Source organism: Sediminihaliea albiluteola, assembly GCF_014077625.1.
In the GTDB taxonomy this organism is placed as follows: Bacteria; Pseudomonadota; Gammaproteobacteria; order Pseudomonadales; family Halieaceae; genus Sediminihaliea; species Sediminihaliea albiluteola.
In genome coordinates this window covers 860763-876534 of sequence record NZ_JACFXU010000014.1, presented here as the reverse complement: position 1 = coordinate 876534, position 15772 = coordinate 860763, and the positions used below count along the sequence as shown (strand labels likewise).

18 protein-coding genes are annotated in these 15772 nt (G+C 53.2%); 10 read left to right on the top strand and 8 right to left on the bottom strand.

Going from position 1 to position 15772, the window contains the following annotated elements:
• The first annotated feature begins 141 nt into the window (after positions 1–141).
• On the top strand, positions 142–1512 hold the full coding sequence (locus H2508_RS10895) for an FAD-dependent oxidoreductase (protein ID WP_182173163.1): 1371 nt from the start codon (positions 142–144) through the stop codon (positions 1510–1512).
• Positions 1512–2087 carry a DUF1415 domain-containing protein gene (locus H2508_RS10890; protein ID WP_182173160.1) on the top strand — a complete coding sequence of 192 codons (576 nt, stop codon included), beginning with the start codon at positions 1512–1514 and terminating at the stop codon, positions 2085–2087. The genes H2508_RS10895 and H2508_RS10890 overlap by 1 nt, the downstream gene beginning before the upstream one ends.
• Positions 2088–2127: 40 nt before the next feature.
• On the opposite strand, the gene H2508_RS10885 is transcribed toward H2508_RS10890, so the two are convergent.
• Entirely contained in the window at positions 2128–4062 is a 1935-nt protein-coding gene (locus tag H2508_RS10885; protein ID WP_182173157.1) for a sulfatase-like hydrolase/transferase, read from the bottom strand.
• 80 nt (positions 4063–4142) lie between these two features.
• Positions 4143–6212 carry an ATP-dependent DNA helicase RecG gene (recG, locus tag H2508_RS10880; protein ID WP_182173154.1) on the bottom strand — a complete coding sequence of 690 codons (2070 nt, stop codon included), beginning with the start codon at positions 6210–6212 and terminating at the stop codon, positions 4143–4145.
• A 196-nt stretch (positions 6213–6408) separates the two neighbouring features.
• On the opposite strand from recG, the gene H2508_RS10875 reads away from it, so the two are divergent.
• A complete protein-coding gene (locus tag H2508_RS10875) occupies positions 6409–7293 on the top strand; it encodes a Rossmann-fold NAD(P)-binding domain-containing protein (RefSeq protein WP_182173151.1) in 885 nt (294 codons plus the stop codon).
• Between the two features lie 4 nt (positions 7294–7297).
• Here H2508_RS10875 and H2508_RS10870 read toward each other — a convergent pair whose 3' ends face one another.
• The 4 genes from H2508_RS10870 to gmk all read right to left on the bottom strand — a co-directional run bounded on the left by H2508_RS10870 (position 7298) and on the right by gmk (position 10979).
• The gene (locus tag H2508_RS10870; protein WP_182173148.1) at positions 7298–7681 is read right to left on the bottom strand and encodes a RidA family protein; all 384 of its coding nucleotides are present in this window, start codon (positions 7679–7681) and stop codon (positions 7298–7300) included.
• 26 nt (positions 7682–7707) lie between these two features.
• Positions 7708–9822, bottom strand: coding sequence for a bifunctional GTP diphosphokinase/guanosine-3',5'-bis pyrophosphate 3'-pyrophosphohydrolase (gene spoT, locus H2508_RS10865; RefSeq protein ID WP_182173145.1), 2115 nt, complete (start codon positions 9820–9822; stop codon positions 7708–7710).
• A gap of 39 nt (positions 9823–9861) precedes the next feature.
• Entirely contained in the window at positions 9862–10122 is a 261-nt protein-coding gene (rpoZ, locus tag H2508_RS10860) for a DNA-directed RNA polymerase subunit omega (protein ID WP_182173142.1), read from the bottom strand.
• 239 nt (positions 10123–10361) lie between these two features.
• Positions 10362–10979 (bottom strand): guanylate kinase, encoded by a 618-nt coding sequence (gmk, locus tag H2508_RS10855; protein WP_182173140.1) that lies wholly within the window; start codon positions 10977–10979, stop codon positions 10362–10364.
• A gap of 387 nt (positions 10980–11366) precedes the next feature.
• On the opposite strand from gmk, the gene rnk reads away from it, so the two are divergent.
• The gene (gene rnk / locus H2508_RS10850) at positions 11367–11756 is read left to right on the top strand and encodes a nucleoside diphosphate kinase regulator (protein ID WP_182173137.1); all 390 of its coding nucleotides are present in this window, start codon (positions 11367–11369) and stop codon (positions 11754–11756) included.
• A 272-nt stretch (positions 11757–12028) separates the two neighbouring features.
• On the opposite strand, the gene H2508_RS10845 is transcribed toward rnk, so the two are convergent.
• Positions 12029–12250, bottom strand: a complete 222-nt coding sequence (locus H2508_RS10845; RefSeq protein ID WP_182173134.1) for a hypothetical protein — start codon at positions 12248–12250, stop codon at positions 12029–12031.
• Between the two features lie 187 nt (positions 12251–12437).
• Between H2508_RS10845 and H2508_RS10840 the strand changes: the two genes are divergently transcribed.
• The 6 genes from H2508_RS10840 to H2508_RS15340 all read left to right on the top strand — a co-directional run bounded on the left by H2508_RS10840 (position 12438) and on the right by H2508_RS15340 (position 15568).
• Entirely contained in the window at positions 12438–13283 is an 846-nt protein-coding gene (locus H2508_RS10840; RefSeq protein ID WP_182173131.1) for a hypothetical protein, read from the top strand.
• Positions 13280–13693, top strand: coding sequence for a hypothetical protein (locus H2508_RS10835; protein WP_182173128.1), 414 nt, complete (start codon positions 13280–13282; stop codon positions 13691–13693). Before H2508_RS10840 ends, H2508_RS10835 begins: the two co-directional genes overlap by 4 nt.
• Before the next feature lie 70 nt (positions 13694–13763).
• Positions 13764–14153 carry a hypothetical protein gene (locus H2508_RS10830; protein WP_182173125.1) on the top strand — a complete coding sequence of 130 codons (390 nt, stop codon included), beginning with the start codon at positions 13764–13766 and terminating at the stop codon, positions 14151–14153.
• Positions 14154–14273: 120 nt separating this feature from the next.
• A complete protein-coding gene (locus tag H2508_RS10825; protein ID WP_182173122.1) occupies positions 14274–14906 on the top strand; it encodes a recombinase family protein in 633 nt (210 codons plus the stop codon).
• A 48-nt stretch (positions 14907–14954) separates the two neighbouring features.
• Entirely contained in the window at positions 14955–15113 is a 159-nt protein-coding gene (locus tag H2508_RS10820; RefSeq protein ID WP_182173120.1) for a hypothetical protein, read from the top strand.
• 188 nt (positions 15114–15301) lie between these two features.
• Positions 15302–15568, top strand: a complete 267-nt coding sequence (locus tag H2508_RS15340) for a DUF7673 family protein (protein WP_456238868.1) — start codon at positions 15302–15304, stop codon at positions 15566–15568.
• Here the strand turns inward: H2508_RS15340 and H2508_RS10815 are convergent.
• Positions 15535–15693, bottom strand: coding sequence for a hypothetical protein (locus H2508_RS10815; RefSeq protein WP_182173117.1), 159 nt, complete (start codon positions 15691–15693; stop codon positions 15535–15537). The two genes, H2508_RS15340 and H2508_RS10815, sit on opposite strands and share 34 nt — an antisense overlap.
• Between the last annotated feature and the right edge of the window lie 79 nt (positions 15694–15772).

Sequence of the window (15772 nt, the reverse complement as noted above, 5' to 3'; positions counted from 1 at the left end):
CCTAGGCAGCCCGCTAGGGCAGGAAAAACCTTGCACAATTTTCATACAACTCTATAGTGTTGCGTCTCTAATTCTATCCAAAAGCCCTGTGGCAAGGCTCAGCGGGCTTCACCAACAAACGAAATAGTAGCGAGTTTTAGTATGAGTAAGTGGGAATGCATAGTCTGTGGCCTAATTTACGATGAAAAAGAGGGCTGGCCCGACGACGGCATTGCGCCGGGTACCAAGTGGGAAGATGTGCCAGAAGACTGGCTGTGCCCGGATTGTGGTGTCGGTAAAGAAGACTTTGAGCTGCTCGAAGAAGAAGAGGTCGATGAGGTGCCTCACCATGACGAGGCAGCGGTCGATACCAAGCAAGACCCAGTCATCATCTTGGGTACTGGTTTGGCCGGCTATGGGCTGGCGCGAGAGTTTCGCAAGCACGATAGCGATACTCCGCTGATCCTGATTACTTCAGATGATGGCCGCTCCTACTCCAAGCCAATGTTATCCACTGGCTTTACTAAAAACACCAGCGCTGATGACTTAGCCCAGCAGGATGCGGGCTCCATGGCCAAACAGCTTAAAGCCAGTGTCTGGACCATGACGGAAGTCAGTGAAATTGACACGGACAAGCAAGTCATCAAGATCGGCAATGCCGAGACCTCGATCCACTATGGCAAGTTGGTGCTGGCAGTTGGGGCCCAGGTTATTCAGCCACCCATTGAAGGCGATGGTCTGGATCGCGTTTATTCAGTCAACGACCTGCTGGACTACGATGACTTCCGCAGCGCAATCAGCCAAAACAATGTGAAGAAGGTCTGCATCATTGGTGGCGGCCTGATCGGCAGTGAATTTACTAATGACCTGCTCAATGGTGGCTTTGAGATAGAGGTGGTTGATCCTCTGGCCCATTGTTTGCCGACGCTGCTGCCTGAAGTAGCCGGTAAGGCGGTGCAGGCGGCACTGCAAGCCAGTGGTGCGAAATTCCACTTTGGCCCGCTAGTAACAGCCGTTAATAAGGCCGATGTAGGGGTGACGGTGAGCCTCAACACCGGTGAGACAATTAGCGCTGACTTAGTGCTATCGGCTGTCGGTGTGCGCCCACGTATCGATTTGGCACAAGCTTCTGGCCTGCAGACCAATCGCGGTATCGTCACCAACCGTTTGTTGGAAACGAGCGCGCCTAATGTATACGCCCTAGGCGACTGCGCTGAAGTTGATGGCCACGTGCTGGTCTATGTAGCGCCGCTGATGGCCGCGGCCCGTGCACTGGGTAAAACACTGGCTGGCGAACCGACGGAAGTTCAGTACCCCGCTATGCCGGTAACCATCAAAACACCGGCGTGTCCGGTGGTGGTAGCGCCGCCAGCCGCGGGTGCTCGAGGTGAGTGGACTGTGCAGGCAGATGGTAATAATGTGCAGGCCGAGTACCGCGATAGCAGCGGCAACTTACTAGGCTTTGCGCTGACTGGCGAGGCAACTAAAGCCAAGCTAGCGCTGCAGAAAGAACTGCCTCCGATCATCGGCTGATGTCGAGCTTAGTCACGCCCGAGCATGCTCAAGCGCAGACTCGGGCGTGGTTATCACGCTGCGTTGTGGCGATGAACCTATGCCCCTTCGCCCGCCCTTTCCTCGACTCCCCGAGTCTGCGCATTGCTGTTTGCGATGCCGATACTAATGAGGGCCTGCAACAGGCATTTCTCAATGAGCTAGACCGCCTGCAGTCCAGCAGCGAAAGTGAAATTGCCACTACCTTGCTGGTGTTTAATCGCGCCTTGGCAGATTTTGATGATTATCTCGATTTTCTTGATGATGCCCAGTATCTGCTCGAGAGTGCGGGTTTACTGGGGGTGATACAGCTGGCTAGCTTTCATCCTCAGTATCGCTTTGAGGGCGAAGCTGCAGATGCCGCCAGTAATTACAGTAATCGCTCACCTTGGCCGACCCTGCACTTACTGAGAGAGGCCATGGTGACGCGTATGGTGGCTGCCTACCCCAATGTGGCTGGTATCCCGGCAAAAAATATTGCCTTGCTGGAATCACTGGGCTCGGAATATTTGCAGGATATGCTTAGCTTAATTGCCGCCACGCAAGGGAGTGACTGATCACGCTGCTGTGCACAGTTGCTGTTGCCTGTAAGCCTGCTTAATTGACAGGCTGATCCATTTGATAAACCGCAGTTTCCCACCGATGAATGAGTTCTAATTTTTGTTGTTCGCTGATTGGGCCGGAGCCGCTAAATTGGTTTTGGCGCACGGTATACACTAAGGGGGCTTGGTCGGCGCCGCATAGTTGGCCAATTTGCCCCGGCTTTTTGAATGGCCCTGTATACATCAGTACACAATCGCCCCGCTTAGTGAAAGGCTGGCTAGGGTCATTGATAAAAGCGCGCAACCAAGACGCCAAATCGTACAAGCCCACTGGCTTTTTAAAATCCAGTCCAGACGCGGAAAATACCAAGGGTATTTGTAGCTGCTCACTGTTAATGGTCTGACCATGGCCCAGAGTGCCATCGTGAAATAGTGACTCACCGTGGTCGCCAAGAAAAACGATGAGCGTCTCATCAAGCTTGCCTGCCTGCTGCAATGCAGCAATGGTTTCTCCAACATAGTTGTCCATGTAGGCCATCGCGTTCCAATAAGTGCGGCGTAAACCTGCTACGTTTTGCGGAGTAATCTGAGCTCTTGTAAGCGGCTTATCGATCACTGTGGTGGTCATTTTTTTGTGGTAGTAGGGAAAGTGACCGGCCTGAAAGTTGAGGTAAAACAGTTGTCGTTGTTGCCAGTCGACTGCGCTCAGGCGGGCTTTCAATGCCACTAGTAAGTCTTCTTCGGCAAGTTTAATACTGGAGGGAAGACGAGAGGGAAATACCCGTTTTTCTGGGTCTTCCTGAGGGTCGTAGAAAAAGTCGGCATGTTGGCGCGTATTTAACTTTTGATCTAGGCCACCCCAGCTCTCATCCTGACCAGAAATTATTGAAATTTCGAAGCCCTGCTGTTTGGCTTCATCAAACAGGCTCGGGCTAGCTTCGCGGTAGCTGTAGCGCCCAGAGAAAAGTGTGTAGAGACTAGTGGCGGTAAAACCAGAGTGGCTATAGGCCCGTGGCATAAAGCTGCCAGTTTGTGCCAGTTGAGTGATATTTGGGGCAACTAAAACACCGTCAATTGTTTTGCCAACAATATCGGCACGGGTGCTTTCTGAAACAATGATGAGAAGGTGTTGGTATGCTGAGTTGAGACTGTATTGTTCGCTAATGTTCTGTCGGCCCCAGTTAGCCGGTAAGTCGCCCCCGAGACCGTTTTCATCGATTTGATTGCCGGGGATTTCTACCGCTCCCCAGAAAATAGAGCTATCGAAAGGCGCCGGATCAGGCGGATCACTAAAAATAGAGCTTCCATCGCGGTCAATATCAGTGACTTTCATCAGGGCGCTTTGTAACCATCCATAACCAATTGCACGGCTTAAGTTATGTTTAAGGGCATAGCTACCACCCGACTGCACAGTGATAAAACCGACTGTGAATAGAACACACAAGACCAAGCGAATATGGCGTTTAGAGTAGCCCAAGCCGGTCCCGGGTTGAATCCGACGATAGAGCAGAATAAAGATAATAACTATGACTAAGATTGGCGCAATAAACAGGCCGAGTTCGTTGCTTGCGTAAGATACGGCGGATTGTAAGCTGCCACCGGCAATTTCACTGATAATCGTCATGTCGATATGATCAGCGAGGTAACGGTGAAGTTGGAAAAAGGCGAGCACTGCGACGCCGTAGACTGTTAAAAATAAGATGCCGGCAGTGAAAGATGCTCGTGCGGGTTCTTGCCCAGCCCGCTTAGCGAAGCTAATGAAGCAGTAGCTAAATAACCAATAAAGCGTGAGTACACTAAATAGATACAGCAGTAGGAAAAGTGCCTTCTCCGGCAGTCCATTGAGCGCTGCGGACTGTAAAAAACCACCGCCACTCATTACCTGATACTTGTACTCTAAAAGGCCCAGCTCAATAACAACCAGTAGGCCTAAGCCCAGGGTGATGATTGTTTGTCCGTTATAGAGGCGTTTATTCTTATTTGGACCCATAGTGTTAATGTCCGCGAAAAATAGCCTAGGGTGGTAAGCGCTGCCCTTTAATGCGCAAGACAACATTCACCTTGGTTTTTTTACACATTAGCAAAGCGCTGCTTTTCGCCGGTCCAACGTCTTATCAAGTGTAGTTCTAGCTCTGGCTGTTGTCGAAGTGTATTGCCAATAGTCTGAGCTTGCTCAAGCAGGTCGGCATGGAGTTCAAGATTGGCAATCCGAAAGGAGATGTCGCCAGTTTGGCGGGTGCCTAGCACTTCACCGGGGCCGCGTAGGGCGAGGTCCTTTTCGGCAATGTAGAAACCGTCGTTGCTTTCTCGCATAGCACTTAGGCGCTCCCTGCCATTGGCAGATAAGGGAGATTGGTACAGCAGCACGCAGTGGCTTGCGGTATCGCCTCGTCCCACACGTCCTCGCAGCTGGTGCAATTGAGCCAAACCCAAGCGCTCGGGATTTTCTATGATCATCAGGCTGGCATTAGGTACATCGACGCCGACCTCTATCACGGTCGTGGCCACCAATAAGGCTAGCTGACCAGATTTGAAGGCCTGCATGACGGCTTCTTTTTCTTTGCTGGGTAGGCGGCCGTGTATCAAGCCTATGCCTAAGTGCGGTAAAGCTTCTCTGAGTTCGGCGGCTGTCGACTCAGCGGCTTGTGCCTGCAATACATCACTTTCTTCTACTAGGGTACAGACCCAGTAGGCTTGCCGGCCGCTAGCGCAGGCACTGGCGATACGCTCTATCACTTGTTGCCGTCGCGCTGCATCAATTAGGGCGGTACTGACGGCCTGTCGTCCCGGGGGGAGCTGGTCAATAATCGAGCAGTCCAAGTCGGCATAGGCCACCATTGAGAGTGTGCGAGGAATGGGTGTTGCGGTCATGACCAACTGGTGGGGACGGCCGCTTCGTGCAGTGGCTTTTTCAGTTAATGACAGACGCTGGTGCACACCAAAGCGGTGCTGCTCATCGACCACGACCAGCCCTAGCTTGTTAAACTGCACGTCACTTTGAAATAGAGCGTGTGTGCCAATCACTAATTGAATGTCACCGCTGGCAAGTTGCTGGAGTAAGGCTTCACGTGACTTACCTTTAAGCCGCCCCGTTAAGACTGCTGGGCTGATGGCCAGTGGCGCCAGCCAGCTACTGAAGTTTTGGCGATGTTGTTCGGCCAGAATTTCAGTGGGTGCCATCACTGCCACTTGGTAGCCGTTGCTGATCGCCTGTAGTGCAGCGCTGGCGGCAACGAGAGTTTTACCTGAGCCGACATCGCCCTGTAGTAGCCGCAGCATAGGTTTGCTTTGGGCCATATCTTGGGAAATTTCAGCTATTACCCGTTGCTGTGCTGCCGTTGGCTGGAAAGGCAGTGCTTTCAGTAAAGCCTGGTGGCTCTCTGGGCATTGTGGCAGAGCTGGAGATTCGACACTCTGTTGCTGGCTGCGTAAGCGCAGTAGGGCTAAGTGGTGGGCGACGAGTTCTTCCATCGCCAAGCGCAGTTGCGCTGGGTGTCGACCCTCCTGCAGTAAGCCTAGAGCTGCGTCTGGCGGTGGTTTGTGTAGATAATCGAGCGCTTCGATGAGGCTAAAGCCATAGTTGTATTGGGCCGGTAATAGGTCAGTGGGTGCGTTGCGCGCTAATAGCGTTAAGGCTTGAGCGCAGAGACTGCGCCATTGCTTCTGACTAATTCCTGTGGTGCTGGGGTAGATCGCGGTCAGGCGCTCCTCGACTACAGGCTCTGCTGACTCGCAATGGCTGTACTCTGGGTGAAACATTTCCAGACCACTGCTGCCGCGCCGTACACTACCGAAACAGCGTATCCTACTACCGGGGCTGAGCTTATTTTTTTGCGCCGCGGAAAAGTGGAAAAAGCGCAGTGTGATGGTACCGCTGCCATCCTGTAGACGAGCAACGAGACTGCGCCGACGGCCGAACACAATATCGGCGGCGCGTATTTCACCTTCAATCACTGCTTCACTGTTCATCTGCAGCGCGGCGATGGGCGTAATGCGAGTTCGGTCCTGATAGCGTAGAGGAAGGTGAAACAGCAGATCTTCAACGCTTCGCACGCCGTAGTCAGATAGCTTCTCCGCTAGCTTAGGACCTACACCGCGCAGCGACTTTAGCTCTAATTGTGGCAGTACTGTCGTGCTCACTAACTGTTGTTCTCAAAGTTGATGGCTAGCCAGCGAGCTGGCACAGAGAAAGATAAAAGTGGCCTTAAGCCTCGCTTGCTAACAGTCATCGGCTGATACACTGGCTCAATGACACAGTAACAACTCCCTAGTGTAACGAGATCGGCCGCCGGTGTAGAACATCGAATGCAGCTAATAATGGAATTGGAGAATTTTGATGGAAGCAAAACAGCATAAGTCTAAAGCCGCTTCGCGGCATGTGGCGGTGCTCGGTTGCGGTGATTTGGGTTTGCGCTTGCAAGCAAGTTTAGCGCAGGACTGGCACTTTACTGCTTTGCGGCGCAACACAGCGGCTCTGCCGGCGGGGATTGCAGGCTACTCGGTGGATTATACTGAGCCTGGCGCCTTATCTGTATTGGAAGACTTGGCGCCGGACTATCTCATCACTACCTTAAAGCCGCTCGGACGCGATGCGGCGGGCTATCGCAGAGGTTTTTTACAGGCCACAGAGCATGTTCTGCAAGGTCTTGGTGGGCACCGGCCGAAAGCGATATTGATGGTATCGAGCACTCGAGTGTATGCCGAGCAAGAGGGCGCTTGGGTCGATGAAGACAGTGCCGTGGACACGGTTGAGCCTGCGGCGGCGGCCATTGTAGCAGCGGAAAACTTGCTACTGGAGTCAGCGCAGCGTGCCCTGATATTGCGCTGTGGCGGAATTTACGGCGCAGCGAATAGCCGTTTACTGTCCCGTATCGCGGCAGGTGAGTTGTGCGCAGCGGAACCGCTGCGCTACAGCAATAGAATTCACCGTGAGGACGTGGTGGGCTTTTTACAGCATCTAATAGAGCAAGTGGAGCAGGGTGAAAGCCCTAGGCAGTGCTTCAACTGTGTCGATGATGCTGTGGTACCTCAATACGAGGTGGAGCAGTGGCTGGCGGAGCACTTAGGTGTGAAGCCTAAGAGCGAGAGAGCAGCCAGTAAAGGGCATAAGCGCTGCAGTAACGCGGCGCTTAAAGCCAGTGCTTATGTGTTGCGTCACCCCAATTACCGCAGTGGATACAGGGCGCTATTGGCAAAGTTCGGTGGCGCAGAGGGCAAGTAGACGCTTACAGCGCGAGAATAGCCTCGACTTCAATGGCCACGCCTCTTGGCAAAGCGGCCACCTGCACGCAGGCTCGAGCGGGGTAAGGCTGCTCAAGGAAGCGCGCCATAACTTCATTCACAGCAGCGAAATCGTTCATGTCAGTCAGTGAGATGTTCAGTTTGACCGCTTTATTCAGATCGCCGCCGGCGGCCTCTGCTACAGCAGCTAGGTTGCGAAATACCTGTTCCGCCTGAGCGCTAATGTCACCCTCAACTATTTCCATGGTGGCTGGCACTAGCGGAATCTGGCCTGATAGCCAAACAGTGTTGCCAACTTTAACGGCCTGGGAGTAGGGGCCGATTGCCTCGGGCGCATCGGGGGTGGAAATAATGGCGCGGTTTTTCACAGCTGCTCCTAGGGAAGGTAATGGTCTTAGTTTTTACTTCGAATTACGCGACGCACGGAGGTGATGCCGCGCAGTCGCTTGATGATATTGGCTAGGTGTACTCGGTTTTTAACCATGAACTCAAGGTCGACCAAGGTGAACTGATAGTCTTTGTCATCAGTTGAAATGCGTTCTATATTGATCCCCATGCTATTCATGCGGGTGGCCAAGACGGCGATCATGCCGCGGCGGTTTTCAACTTCAATACGCAAGTGAGTGAGATACTCGCCCTCGACTTGTTCGTCCCAGCGCAGTGCCACAAGGCGCTCGCGGTTTTCACGCATCTCACCTAAGTTTCGGCAGATTTCACGGTGTACCACCATGCCTTTTTCCGAACTCAGGTAGCCCTCAATCGGGTCACCGGGTATTGGGTGGCAGCACTTGGCGTAGCTCACCATAAAGCCCTCTGTGCCGCAAATAGACATGGGTGAACGATCGTCGACATTGTTGGGCTGGGGATCGAAGGAGCTGCCTAAGAGCTGTTGAGCCGTGATCGGTGGCAGGCGGTTGCCCCTAGCTATATCAACCAGTAGATCCTGCAAACTGGGGTATTCATTGCGGCCTAAGTAGTCTTGCAGCTGCTGCTTGGGCAGCTTATCAAGGCTGCTGCCATTGGCGACCAAGGCCTTATCTAATAGGCGCCGACCTAAGGTCACGGAGTCGTCGCGAGTCTGATGCTTGAGGAAGTGGCGAATATTGGTTCGCGCCTTGGCGGTAACCGCGTAGTTAAACCAGCTGGGGTTGGGTTGTGCACCTCGAGCGGTAAGAATCTCAACGGTTTGGCCACTTTCCAAAGGCTCGGACAGCGGCGCTAGACGCCGGTTGATGCGACAGGCGACGCAACTGTTGCCGACATCGGTATGCACGGCGTAGGCGAAATCCACTGGCGTGGCACCACGGGGTAACTCAAGAATGCCGCCCTTGGGCGTGAATACGTAAATCTCATCTGGGAAGAGGTCAATTTTGACACTCTCGATAAACTCTAAGGAGTTGCCGGCCCGCTGCTGCATTTCCAGCAGACCTTGGACCCATTGGCGGGCCCGAGCGTGACTGACATTAGCACTCTGGCCGTTGCTTTTGTAAAGCCAGTGGGCGGCAATGCCATTGTTGGCCATCTCTTCCATTTCTTGGGTGCGGATCTGGATTTCGATTGGCACACCGTGCATGCCCATGGTGATAGTGTGCAGTGACTGGTAGCCATTGGCCTTGGGGATGGCGATGTAATCTTTGAATTCCCCAGGGACTGGTTTATAGAGGCTGTGGATGCAACCGAGTACGCGGTAGCAAGTGTCCACGGAGTCGACAATGATGCGAAAGGCGTAGATATCCATGATTTCCGCGAAGGATTTCTTCTTGGACTTCATTTTTTTATAGATTGAATAGAGGTGCTTTTCGCGTCCTGTGACCTCGGCCACGTGGCCCTCTTGGGCTAGGGTGGATTCAATCTGATTGCGCACTTTGTCGATCAGCTCTTTACGGTTCCCTCGCGAGGCGTTTCTAGCCGCTTCAATGCGGCGTGCTCGCATTGGATGCAGGGCGCGAAAGCCAAGATCCTCAAATTCCATGCGCACGGTATTCATGCCCAGACGCATGGCGATGGGAGCGTAAATTTCTAGGGTTTCTCGGGCAATGCGCCGAGCTTTTTTCGGTGCCAGCACACCCAAGGTGCGCATGTTGTGCAGGCGGTCAGCCAACTTAACCAGAATGACGCGAATATCGCGGGCCATGGCGAGGGCCATCTTCTGGAAGTTTTCCGCCTGTTTTTCGGCGAGGGAGTCAAACTCCATCTGGGTCAATTTGCTGACGCCGTCAACTAGATCTGCCACGGTGGCGCCAAACTGGCTGCCAATGGCTGACTTGTCGATACTGGTGTCTTCAATAACGTCGTGCAGCATGGCTGCCATCAGACTCTGATGGTCCATGTGCATTTCGGCGAGAATGCTCGCTACAGCTAAGGGGTGGGTCACATAGGGCTCACCGCTGCGGCGCAGCTGCCCGTAGTGTGCTTGCTCGGCGAAGTAGTAGGCCCGTCGGACCTGCTGCGTCTGCTCGGGATTCAGGTAGCTGCGTAGAGTGGAATCTAAGGCATCAATGGTTTGCATAAAGGGGCTGCGAACGGACCGGGGATGCCGCGGGCGGAATTACACCGACTCGCTGGACTCCATTACTTCAGCCAGCTCGTCTTCCGCGTCCATTTCTTCTTCGCGGGTAAGGATGTCGGCTGTGACAAAACCCTCGGCGATTTCTCGCAGAGCGATAACAGTGGGCTTGTCGGACTCTTCCTCTACCATAGGCTCTTTGCCGCCGGTAGCAATTTGTCGCGCGCGCTTGCTGGCAACCATCACCAGCTCAAAGCGGTTGTCTACGTTTTCTAAGCAATCTTCAACTGTAACGCGTGCCATCTATGCTTTTTTCCCATGCCGTATGCAGCTGCGCTAATGTCGAGCTGCAGGCCAACTGATGTGGCCGAATTGAGTAAAGGGGAGCAGCCTGCTAAGACTCGCTGCTCGCTGCCCGAGCGGCGGAGCCACGCGGGTTGACCGATTATTATACCCCATCGGGGTGGGGGTTAGTCTAGCCTTGTAGCGCGGCTCAGGGCGTGAATATTGCCGATAGGGATAGACTTAGAGCCTTGTTGCTGCTATTTGAGTAGCTCTGACAAAAGTGCCGCTAAGTCGGTGGCTTGGCGCTGGGTTCGCAGCCGGTGAGCGTTAATAATGGCTTTGAGCTCGTTTAGGGCTTGTTCAAAGTCGTTGTTAACTACGAGGTAGTTCGACTCAATATAGTGCGACATTTCCTCTTTAGCCTGAGCCATTCGGGCAGCAATCACATCCCTGCCATCTTGGCCGCGCTGGGTCAGGCGCTGCTCAAGAGTTTCGCGAGAAGGCGGCAGGATAAATATTGATTGGGCCTCGGGCAGCAAGCGCTTAACTTGCTCGGCACCCTGCCAGTCTATTTCCAGAATGACGTCTGCGCCGCCAGCTAGTTGTTCTTCCACCCAGTGCTGGGAGGTGCCGTAGAGGTTGCCAAACACCTTAGCGTGCTCCAAAAAAGCAGCCTCACTCAGCATCCGGCTAAATTCACTTTCACTGACAAAGTGATAGTCGATGCCGTCTTGTTCGCCTGGTCTGATTGGTCGAGTAGTATGTGATACAGATACTTGTAAGCCCTCTACTTGCCCCAACAATGCGCTAACTAAGCTGGTTTTGCCGGCGCCGCTGGGGGCCGAAATTGTAAATAAAGTGCCTTTTCCGCTCATTGTGACAGAGGGTCCTGCGCTGATAAGTGTGTATCGTTAGGTGGAGGGGGATTGTAACCAGAATACGCCCATAGGTGTGAGCGCTTGGACTGAATTCATGGCAGGGGCTTGAGAGGGCGCGCTGGGCGCCGAAACTCGTCGATCTTAGATGTATTGCTTTGGGCGGAACAAGTGTTACAGTTCAAGTATGACTTTTTCAATCACACAGGCAATATCCCTTAACGCGCGCATCCTGCGTGCGTGGATGCTCTGCGTCTGCCCTGTGTAGGGCGATTAAGCATAGAGTCTAGCTCAGCTTAATCGCCCATTCTCGTACCGCTTTAAAAATGTTTGTTAAATTGTTTGCGCCGGCGCTTGCTGGCCGCTTTGTTATGGAAGGATTCTTATATGGCCACTGAACGCAGTACTATTTATCTCAAGGAAAGTGATTACGCCCGTTTGTCGACCCTGCTGGAGAATAACAGCACTGCACCCGCTGCAGACTTGCTCGACGACGAGTTAAGCCGAGCAGAGCTGGTCGATGATGCTAGCTTGCCGGAAGATACCGTTGCCATGGGCTGTAAAGTCACTTTCTCTGATGTGAACGGAAAAGAGACCACAGTCACCCTGGTATATCCGGTTGATGCAGATGTAGCGCAGATGAAGATCAGTGTATTGACGCCAGTAGGCAGTGCACTGATCGGTCTGCGTGAAGGCGATAGCATCGATTGGCCAATGCCTGGTGGTGCAATCCGCAGCCTGCGTATTGTGTCGGTTGATGCCGTAGAAGAAGAGTAAGTTTGTGCTGGGGCCTTAGCGACAGTGGAGCTTGGGCCCTGCAAAGTATCAAGCGCGGTTATTTTCAAATGCCCAAAGGCTTATTCAATATTCTGGATCTGCTCAAAGAGTGCAAAGATTTTATTTAATAAAAACAACTGGTTAACAATAATTTCCGGCGTATCAGCAGCAGTTACTACCCATTTCACTACCCAGAGACAAAACCTTTAGGTCTGAGTAGACCTCACATTACCGCCACTGATTATAAACTGGGATAGATGGGAAACTGGGAATCACTGACTGTTTTCCGGTTTCCAGACGCCATTCTTGACCAGGAAGTCCTCCAGCGTCTCTCCAGGAACACTCGGCCCAATATTACTTTCCAGTTTTGCCATACCAGCGCTGATGAATCGTTTGATGAGTTGTTCCGGTGTCAGGTCCAACTCTCTGGCAATCGCTTCAAGCCGATCAGGCAGCGTCTCCCTGCTTTGGAAAGTAATGGTGTAGGTACTCATGCCCGCGCCTCGCGCCAGAAAAATTCTGCTGATAAGTCTACCAGTTGGCTATACGGGTGTAGACACGCTGATAGAGGGCAAGTTTGTACCGATAGCACAAACTATTGATTTTATTAGTTATTTTTGAACTCCCCTCTTGCATATTTGAAACTTCGTGCGAGTATCTTAGAAAACTCAGGAGTTCAAAATGACCAAATTGAAGACCATTAGTTTTGTTGTAATTACCGCCACACTCGCGGGTTGCGCTGCTACGCCTCGACACTATGACGAGAAATCATCCCTCGCACTGAACCTGGCCCGTGCCGGGGGCATCTACGATCAGGACTTACGGGACTCGCCAGACGGAACGCGCTCTTATCGTAAGAGCCTGTTGATGAGCGCCCTCAACCTGACCAGTCTCGCCACCTCATTAGATGCGCCGCTTCGTCACCTTAGCGGCACCCAGACACTGCTATTCAACGCCACCGACATCATGATGTCCCCGGATAAGCCATCGGCACGACCCAGCCTGATGGGCTGGATGCCGGAGTCATTGGCGGCGAACGAGGATGCAGCCTACGACCGTTATGTCGCCATCGTGGATGAAGCCATCACTCAGGCCGCCGAATCGTTGGCAATTACGGCGACGAAACTTACAGACGTGAAGACGCCAGAGATTGAAGGGCATCCGCTCATGCTGTGGTCAGTAAAAGCGGAGCGATATGGCTGCAGCGACGATAACTGCATCATCGCCTACAACATCCAGCAGCCGAATCACTGGAAGACGCCCGACTACGTCATCGGTGGCGAAGCAGCCAGTCACAACATTACTGCCAACCATCCGAAGGAGTACTCACGCCTGATATTCCGGCAGTCGGGACAAGAGCCCGCCTTTCCCTCAGGTGAATTCTATGGCGCTGTCAGTGCCGCGATGCCGTCCTGGATGGTGATGTACTTTCCGCCGAACACAGTGATTCAGGATGGTAAACCCGTCCCCTACCCGGTGTTGTACGAACAGGGCAACCAACTGTTGTTCAAGGAGCCACAGTCATGAGCGACTGGCACGATGAGCTTGAATTCACATTGTTACAGCTGGAGGACGCCAGAATCGATAGCGACTGCATGACTTATATAATCAGCAGAATTCTGCAAGAGCATGGCACTTTCCATCAGTGCCGGATCGGATACGCCGAGGACCGGCTGAGCGGCATGATCACTTCTCCCCATTGCTGGATTGAACTCGAACAAGGCTGGTGTATTGATTTACGAATCAGACAGTGGCTGGGCGATGAAGACGACCTTCCTCACGGTGTATTCCAGCCATCCGATTATCCAAGGGTGCGATACCAGGGCACGGCATTGCTGACCCCACATTTTGATCTGGAAGACCTGATGGCGATGACAAACGATACCTACAGCAAGGTGAAGCTAACGTGGCTGGCTGAGCAAGCGACTGCGGCCTAACGCTGAGCAGACCTTGCATTTCCTCAGGCATTGATAGCATCGAAGTAAACAACTATTAGGGACTATGGTCATGATGAAAATGACAAGAATCGTGTCGGTTGGGCTTCTCGTTGTAGGCATTGTAGAAATTGCCTTTATGGGCGCGGGTGCAGGGCTTTACGGCTGGTATCTATTGCTCGCGCTCTGGGTGATGGCACTTTTCATCCGTTTTATCCTGGCAGGAGTTGATGCTTTTAAAGCTGTTTTCGCTATGGGACCAGATGGGGCCATTGCCCTACCTGAGTACGAGAAAAAGATGGCGTCGTTTGCTCGAACTAGTAACAGGGAAGATAAAGGTCCAAGCAGTAGGAATACTTTCGGCAACGGAAATCAAAATGGTACTGAGAATTTCATTGATGACGACATAATCATTCCGATTTGTCCGGAGAAGGACCCGTTCGGGGAGCTTTACGGCTTTTGAGGTGGTTCCTTTTCGGTACAGATCAGGAGAACCAGAGGTTCGAACCCGGTAACGGCCACCAGAACCACCTAAACCAGACCGGCCCGAGAGAACCATTTATAACAGACCGAGGAGCGGACGATGTTTATTCGAGCCTACCTGCGAGCATCCACTCAGGAACAGAATGCGGAGCGAGCCCGGGAGTCACTGGTACAGTTCGCAGCCAACCACGATCAGCGCATTGCAGCTTTCTATGTGGAGAACGTATCCGGAGCCACCTTGCACCGCCCCGAGCTAATGAAGCTGATTGCGGATTCCGGCGAGGGCGACATAGTGCTGGTCGAACAGATCGACCGGTTGGCTCGCCTCAAACAGAATGATTGGGATTCCCTCAAGCAAAAGCTGGCCACCAAACGGCTGGCCATTGTCTCGCCGGAATTGCCGACTAGTTGGCTCGCCCTGGAGAAGAAAGACAACACCGGCTTTACGGACTCTATTCTTCAGGCAGTCAACGCCATGATGCTCGACATGCTGGCTGCGGTGGCCCGAAAAGACTACGAAGATCGCCGGCGCCGCCAGTTCCAAGGCATCAACAAAGCCAAAACGGAGGGCAAGTATCAAGGGCGGCAGCCAGATCTGAAGCGCAGGCAGCACATCGCCAGCCTTCTGCGCAGCGGCCACAGCTACAGCGAGATCCAGGAGATGCTGAGCTGCTCGCGGCACTTGATCGCGTCTGTCGCCAAAGAACAAAGACAGGCCGACGCTGCGGCCTGAAAACAACAAAATGCCCTGGTAGGACAAACAACGATTGGAGATCTGAACATGCTGAACTTATCCGCCACCCTGATTGCATTCCTGAGCTTTGTCGCAGTTGTGCTTTTTATCTGCGTCATGGCCTACCGCAACGCTGACCGCCTGGAAGTGTTCTTAGAGCGCAAGTTCCGGAAAAGAGCAGCTCGCCACAATGGCGGTCCGAAATAAATTGGGGCAAACCGGCGTTCTTGCCCAAATTGGGCAATTAGAGACCCGTGCCTTCCTGTGGCCCCGTGGCAGCATAACCACGAACTCACAACGAGGTAATGCCCACGATGGACAGACCAATGGTGCTCCCCGACTGCTTTCTCGCCTCCTTGGAAGAGCAGGAAAAACTCAGGCAGCAAAGATAACAGTTGGGGCTTCCGGCCCTCCGGGTATTGGTAGACGCGGCTCACAGCGGTGGCGGCCAAGGTCGCCATATCCGCCGTTTCCTGCTTGGCCTTTATAACGCCAGCCACTGGCCGTTCGAGCTGGACCGACTGAGGGCATTGGATACCGAACTGCAACAGGCTGCGTTGCGGGTTCTGGCGCTGGATTGGAATGGCCGGGAGGTTCATACCTATTTGCCAGATGGTGACGCGTTGTTTCAGTCTTGGTGGGAGCGGGAATCGGAAGCCTGACAACCCTCTGCCTGTTGCGCGGCGCCGTGCTCCAGCTCTCTCAGTATCTCATTCGCCCGCCGAAAGGCGCGTAAGACCACTTCCGGCTTTTCCTCCTCGAGAACTTCTTCCAGCGTCTTCGCCATAATCCCTCCTTTCACTCAGATGCCTCAGCCCGCGCTTGTTAAGCTCCAAAAGCCAGAATAATGTGAAAACAACATATAA

Coding starts and splice junctions, on each gene's coding strand:
- H2508_RS10895 (WP_182173163.1), top strand. CDS start 142: ATGAGTAAGTGGGAATGCATAGTCTGTGGCCTAATTTACGATGAAAAA.
- H2508_RS10890 (WP_182173160.1), top strand. CDS start 1,512: ATGTCGAGCTTAGTCACGCCCGAGCATGCTCAAGCGCAGACTCGGGCG.
- H2508_RS10885 (WP_182173157.1), bottom strand. CDS start 4,062: ATGGGTCCAAATAAGAATAAACGCCTCTATAACGGACAAACAATCATC.
- H2508_RS10875 (WP_182173151.1), top strand. CDS start 6,409: ATGGAAGCAAAACAGCATAAGTCTAAAGCCGCTTCGCGGCATGTGGCG.
- spoT (WP_182173145.1), bottom strand. CDS start 9,822: ATGCAAACCATTGATGCCTTAGATTCCACTCTACGCAGCTACCTGAAT.
- rpoZ (WP_182173142.1), bottom strand. CDS start 10,122: ATGGCACGCGTTACAGTTGAAGATTGCTTAGAAAACGTAGACAACCGC.
- gmk (WP_182173140.1), bottom strand. CDS start 10,979: ATGAGCGGAAAAGGCACTTTATTTACAATTTCGGCCCCCAGCGGCGCC.
- rnk (WP_182173137.1), top strand. CDS start 11,367: ATGGCCACTGAACGCAGTACTATTTATCTCAAGGAAAGTGATTACGCC.
- H2508_RS10845 (WP_182173134.1), bottom strand. CDS start 12,250: ATGAGTACCTACACCATTACTTTCCAAAGCAGGGAGACGCTGCCTGAT.
- H2508_RS10840 (WP_182173131.1), top strand. CDS start 12,438: ATGACCAAATTGAAGACCATTAGTTTTGTTGTAATTACCGCCACACTC.
- H2508_RS10835 (WP_182173128.1), top strand. CDS start 13,280: ATGAGCGACTGGCACGATGAGCTTGAATTCACATTGTTACAGCTGGAG.
- H2508_RS10830 (WP_182173125.1), top strand. CDS start 13,764: ATGATGAAAATGACAAGAATCGTGTCGGTTGGGCTTCTCGTTGTAGGC.
- H2508_RS10825 (WP_182173122.1), top strand. CDS start 14,274: ATGTTTATTCGAGCCTACCTGCGAGCATCCACTCAGGAACAGAATGCG.
- H2508_RS10820 (WP_182173120.1), top strand. CDS start 14,955: ATGCTGAACTTATCCGCCACCCTGATTGCATTCCTGAGCTTTGTCGCA.
- H2508_RS10815 (WP_182173117.1), bottom strand. CDS start 15,693: ATGGCGAAGACGCTGGAAGAAGTTCTCGAGGAGGAAAAGCCGGAAGTG.